Source organism: Natronospirillum sp. (assembly GCF_022565775.1).
In the GTDB taxonomy this organism is placed as follows: Bacteria; Pseudomonadota; Gammaproteobacteria; order Pseudomonadales; family Natronospirillaceae; genus Natronospirillum.
Genome location: NZ_JAIUMC010000144.1, coordinates 1 through 5,042, shown reverse-complemented (window position 1 = coordinate 5,042; position 5,042 = coordinate 1). Strand labels below are relative to the sequence as shown.

The following is a 5,042-nucleotide window of genomic DNA, read 5'->3' as shown; positions in this document are numbered from 1 at the left end:
TGTTCGTCGGTGTCGGCGCCTCCAGGGTGCGCGACATGTTCGAGCAGGCCAAGAAGCAGGCGCCGTGTATCGTATTCATCGACGAGATCGACGCCGTCGGTCGCAGCCGCGGTGTCGGCATTGGCGGCGGTAACGACGAGCGCGAGCAGACTCTGAACCAGTTGCTGGTCGAAATGGATGGTTTTGAAGCCAATGACGGCATCATCATCATCGCAGCGACCAACCGCCCCGATGTGCTCGATCCGGCGCTGCTGCGTCCGGGACGTTTTGACCGTCAGGTCACGGTCGGGTTGCCCGATATTCGCGGCCGTGAGCAGATCCTCAAGGTCCACATGCGCAAGGTTCCGCTGGCGGACAATGTGAATCCGAAGATCATCGCTCGCGGCACACCGGGCTTTTCCGGTGCCGACCTGCAGAACCTGGTCAACGAGGCCGCCCTGTTCGCAGCGCGCGCCAACAAGCGTGTGGTCGCCATGGAAGAGTTTGATCGCGCCAAGGACAAGATCATGATGGGCGCCGAGCGCAAGTCCATGGTGATGTCCGACAAGGAGCGCACCAACACCGCTTATCACGAGTCCGGACATGCGATCATCGGTCGCCTGGTGCCCAGTCACGACCCGGTCTACAAGGTGAGTATCATCCCGCGTGGCCGGGCGCTCGGGGTAACCATGTTTCTCCCCGAAGAAGATCGCTACAGCCTGACCAAGGAGGGGCTGGAGAGCCAGATTTGCTCGCTTTACGGCGGTCGCCTGGCGGAAGAGATAATCAACGGAGTGGACCAGGTCACCACTGGTGCCTCCAATGATATTGAGCGGGCAACCAAGCTGGCGCGCAATATGGTCACCAAATGGGGCCTGAGCTCGAAGCTGGGCCCATTGATGTACGAGGAAGAGCAGCCTGACTACTACCAGCAGGGCACGCAGATGTCGCCGGAAACACAGCGCGCGGTCGACGCTGAGGTGCGCGAAATTTGCGACACCTGCTATGCGCGTGCCAAACAGTTGTTGGAAGGCAACCTCGACAAGCTGGAACTGATGAAAGACGCGCTGCTCGAGTATGAGACCATTGATACCGAGCAGATTGACGCCATCATGGAGGGCCGCAAGCCCGGCCCGCCAAGAGATTGGGACGAGTCTGCAGCGGCCAAGGCAAAGGCGGATCGTGAGCGGGCCCTGCGTCAGGAAGATGATGACGAGGAGCCGTTCGGGCGGCAAGACGATCCGTTTGATGATGAAAACGGTCGCGGTTCGGATGAAGGTCGCGGTTCGGATGAAGGTCGTGGTCCGCAACGGGATGACAGCTCAGGCACTCACGGCCACGATGAGCCGCGCGCTGCCAATGACGACTCGGAAGCCTCAGATGACCGAGAACCGCCGGCCGACAGTCATGATGGCGAAGGGCCGGAAGGCGAGCCCCGGCGTGACTGATGGCGTCGGGCTTGCATTGATCTGAGTTCAGGCGGCCGTGTGGGCCGCCTTTTTCGTTGTTGTTGCTTCGAGATTCAAGACCGGTATGGACAACAAAGGGTTTGTATTGCAGCGGGGCGAGCGCCGGCTGACACTCGACCGGCCGCGAGTCATGGGCGTGCTGAATGTGACGCCGGACTCGTTCAGTGATGGCGGGCGCTTCTACAGGCCCGAAAGCGCCATTGATCAGGCTGCCGGCATGGTCGAGGCCGGCGTCGACATCCTTGATATCGGCGGAGAATCAACGCGCCCGGGGGCTCAGGCAGTCTCCGTCGCAGAAGAGATGGATCGTGTTCTGCCCGTGCTGGAGACTCTGCGCGGTCGATTCGATGTCTGGATCTCGGTGGATACCAGCACGCCCGAGCTGATGCGTGCTGCCGCAGCAGCGGGTGCGGATCTGCTCAATGATGTGCGCGCACTGACTCGCGATGGCGCTCTGGCTGCGGCAGCTGAACTCGGCCTGCCAGTTTGCCTGATGCATATGCAGGGCGAGCCCTCCACGATGCAGCAGGACCCCCGCTATGACGATGTGGTCAACCAGGTTGCCGGTTATCTTCAGGAGCGTCGCGATGCCGCTGTTTCGGCAGGTGTGAATGCAGCGAACATTCTGCTCGACCCCGGGTTCGGTTTTGGCAAGACGCTGGCGCACAATCTGGCGTTGTTACGCGCCCTGCCGCACCTGGCTGAAGCTGGACACCCCTTGCTGGTGGGCCTGTCGCGCAAATCGATGCTGGGTAAAATCACCGGTAAAGCCGTCGATCAGAGGCTGGGCGCCAGCGTCGCGGCCGCATTGCTGGCGGTGCAGCGAGGCGCTCATATTATCCGTGTGCATGATGTGCCGGACACGGTCGATGCCATAAAGGTATGGCATGCAGTTACCGATGCCCCGGCCAGGGCCGAGTAGGGTTAAGGAGAAGACTATGAAAAAACGACAGTATTTCGGCACGGACGGTATTCGCGGGACGGTTGGGGATGGCCCGATCAATGCGGAATTCATGCTCAAACTGGGGTGGGCCGCTGGGCGGGTGTTTGCGCGGCAGGGCAAAAGCCGGATCATTATCGGCAAGGATACCCGCATCTCGGGTTACATGTTCGAGTCGGCTCTGGAGGCCGGATTGTCAGCTGCCGGTGTGGATATCCTGTTGCTTGGGCCCATGCCCACTCCGGCCATTGCCTATTTGACCCAGACTTTCAATTGCGATGCCGGCATTGTGATTTCGGCGTCCCACAACCCGCATCAGGACAATGGCATCAAGTTTTTCGGGCCCGAGGGTACCAAGCTTTCTGATGCGGTAGAAAATGCCATCGAGGCAGAGATGGCCCGTGACTTTCAGACTGTGCCCTCGGATCAGTTGGGTAAGGCCCATCGTATTCATGATGCGGTCGGGCGTTACGTGGAGTTCTGCAAAAGCACGGCCCACGGGCTGTCGCTACGTGGCCGCAGCCTGGTTCTGGACTGTGCGCATGGTGCAACCTATGACGTGGCACCCAAGGTCTTCCGTGAGCTGGGTGCCACCGTACACTGTATCGGCTGCGCTCCGGATGGTCTGAATATCAATCATGAAGTGGGCTCCACTAGCCCGAAGGCCCTGCAGTCTGAAGTATTGGCCCGCCATGCCGATCTGGGCATTGCCTTTGACGGCGACGGCGACCGCGTCATGATGGTGGATCATGAAGGCCGATTGCTTGACGGTGATGAACTGCTCTACATCATGGCTCGCCATCTGAAGCGGCGAGGCAAATTGTCCGGCGGTGTGGTCAGCACACTGATGGCCAATCTGGGCCTTGAAGTAGCCCTGGCCAGAGACGACATTGAACTGATTCGCACCCAGGTCGGTGACCGCTATGTGATGGAAGAGATGAAGCAACGCGACTGGTGTCTGGGTGGCGAGGCGTCCGGTCATCTGATCTGCGCTCATCACACCAGTACCGGTGACGGCATCATCGCGGCGTTGCAGGTGCTGGTGGCTCTGGAGTACTCCGACACCTCTCTGGCCGAGGCGGCCTCTGGGCTGCGCAAGTTTCCGCAAAAAATGATCAACGTCAGGGTCAGGGACCGCTCGGCCATCGGTCACCATGAGGGCGTCAAGGCTGCCGTGACGCGAATCGAGCAGGAACTGGGTGAACGGGGCCGCGTACTGCTGCGTCCGTCTGGCACGGAGCCAGTCGTGAGGGTCATGATCGAGGGTGAGGACGGCGATCAGGTTGCCCGGCTTTGCCAGCAGTTGGCCGAGGAAGTTCAGGTGGCGCTCGGGATTGGTCAATAGATGACCCCTTACCTTGTGTCACCCACGTAAAATGGTTACCATACGCGCCGCATTTTCGGGGGGTTATTCATGCGTACACCTTTTATTGCCGCGAACTGGAAAATGAACGGCACCCGGTCAGAAGTGGCCGAGTTGCTTGCTGGTTTCAAGGCCGGAATCAATACTGAAGGACGCCAGGTGGCGATCTTTGCCCCCTTTGTATTCCTGCCGGCGGTTCAGGAAGCCTTGCAGGGTTCCGACATCGCCTGGGGTGCTCAGAATGCCCACAAGGAAGCCTCCGGTGCCTACACGGGTGAAGTGTCTCTGGGCATGCTGAAAGAGTTCGGTTGTCAGTATGTGCTGGCCGGGCACTCAGAGCGCCGTACTCTGTTTGGCGAAACGGATTATATTGTGGCTGACAAGGTGGCTGCAGCGCTGGCTGCCGGGGTCACCCCGGTGCTGTGTATCGGCGAGACTCTGCAGGAGCGTGAACAGGGCATCACCGGCGAAGTCTGCCGGCGTCAGTTGGGTACAGTGCTGGACGTGGTCGGTGTCGAGGGTTTCCGCAAGTTGGTGGTTGCCTACGAGCCAGTCTGGGCCATCGGAACCGGAAAAACAGCGACACCCGAGCAGGCTCAGGAAACGCATGCGGAATTGCGCGCGTTTCTGGCCGAGACCGATGCCGACATGGCTGCCGGTTTGCAAATCCTCTATGGTGGCAGTATGAAGGCCGCCAATGCGGCAGAACTGATGGCGCAATCGGATATAGACGGTGGTCTGGTCGGAGGTGCGTCCCTGAAAGTTGATGAATTCACTGGCATCTGCAATGCAGCAGCCCGATAAGGTACAGAAATGGAAGCCATAATTCTTGCGATACATGTCACCTTGGTTATTACCATGGTGGTTTTCATCTTGCTGCAGCGCGGCAAGGGGGCTGACGCCGGTGCGGCATTCGGCGGCGGTGGTGGCGCCTCTCAGGGTGTGTTTGGCAGTGCTGGCAGTGCCAATTTTCTGTCCCGCACAACCGCTTTTCTGGCGACGGCTTTCTTCGGCACCAGCCTGGTTCTGGCTGTTGTGGCGTCCAACCGAGCGTCCGACGAAGGGCAAATTCAGATTGATGACAGTATTTTGTTGGAAGAATCGGCGCCAACGCCACAGGAGACTGGCGATCCGGCGTTTCCTGACGTAGAATAGGCGCCCGCTTGATCGGACCAATCTGAACCTGGTTCAGTCCGGTCTGCAGTGCCGACGTGGTGGAATTGGTAGACACGCCATCTTGAGGGGGTGGTGGGCATAGCCCGTGCTAGTTCGAGTCTAGTCGTCGGCACCA

At 59.8% G+C, this 5,042-nt stretch carries 4 protein-coding genes, 1 tRNA gene and 1 pseudogene; all 6 read left to right on the top strand.

The window, feature by feature from the left end:
* Window positions 1-1,133: pseudogene (gene ftsH, locus LAT62_RS15875) on the top strand (ATP-dependent zinc metalloprotease FtsH); the annotation flags it as partial.
* Window positions 1,134-1,512: 379 nt separating this feature from the next.
* Complete coding sequence (folP, locus tag LAT62_RS15870) at window positions 1,513-2,370, top strand: dihydropteroate synthase (RefSeq protein ID WP_293386129.1); 858 nt, start codon at window positions 1,513-1,515, stop codon at window positions 2,368-2,370.
* A 16-nt stretch (window positions 2,371-2,386) separates the two neighbouring features.
* The gene (gene glmM, locus LAT62_RS15865) at window positions 2,387-3,733 is read left to right on the top strand and encodes a phosphoglucosamine mutase (RefSeq protein WP_293386127.1); all 1,347 of its coding nucleotides are present in this window, start codon (window positions 2,387-2,389) and stop codon (window positions 3,731-3,733) included.
* Between the two features lie 69 nt (window positions 3,734-3,802).
* The gene (gene tpiA / locus LAT62_RS15860) at window positions 3,803-4,555 is read left to right on the top strand and encodes a triose-phosphate isomerase (RefSeq protein WP_293386125.1); all 753 of its coding nucleotides are present in this window, start codon (window positions 3,803-3,805) and stop codon (window positions 4,553-4,555) included.
* A 9-nt stretch (window positions 4,556-4,564) separates the two neighbouring features.
* Entirely contained in the window at window positions 4,565-4,906 is a 342-nt protein-coding gene (gene secG / locus LAT62_RS15855) for a preprotein translocase subunit SecG (RefSeq protein WP_293386123.1), read from the top strand.
* A gap of 50 nt (window positions 4,907-4,956) precedes the next feature.
* Window positions 4,957-5,042: transfer RNA gene (locus LAT62_RS15850), tRNA-Leu, on the top strand.

What these genes read in the sequence shown, in the direction of transcription:
- folP (WP_293386129.1), top strand. Translation starts at nt 1,513, where the DNA reads ATGGACAACAAAGGGTTTGTATTGCAGCGGGGCGAGCGCCGGCTGACA.
- glmM (WP_293386127.1), top strand. Translation starts at nt 2,387, where the DNA reads ATGAAAAAACGACAGTATTTCGGCACGGACGGTATTCGCGGGACGGTT.
- tpiA (WP_293386125.1), top strand. Translation starts at nt 3,803, where the DNA reads ATGCGTACACCTTTTATTGCCGCGAACTGGAAAATGAACGGCACCCGG.
- secG (WP_293386123.1), top strand. Translation starts at nt 4,565, where the DNA reads ATGGAAGCCATAATTCTTGCGATACATGTCACCTTGGTTATTACCATG.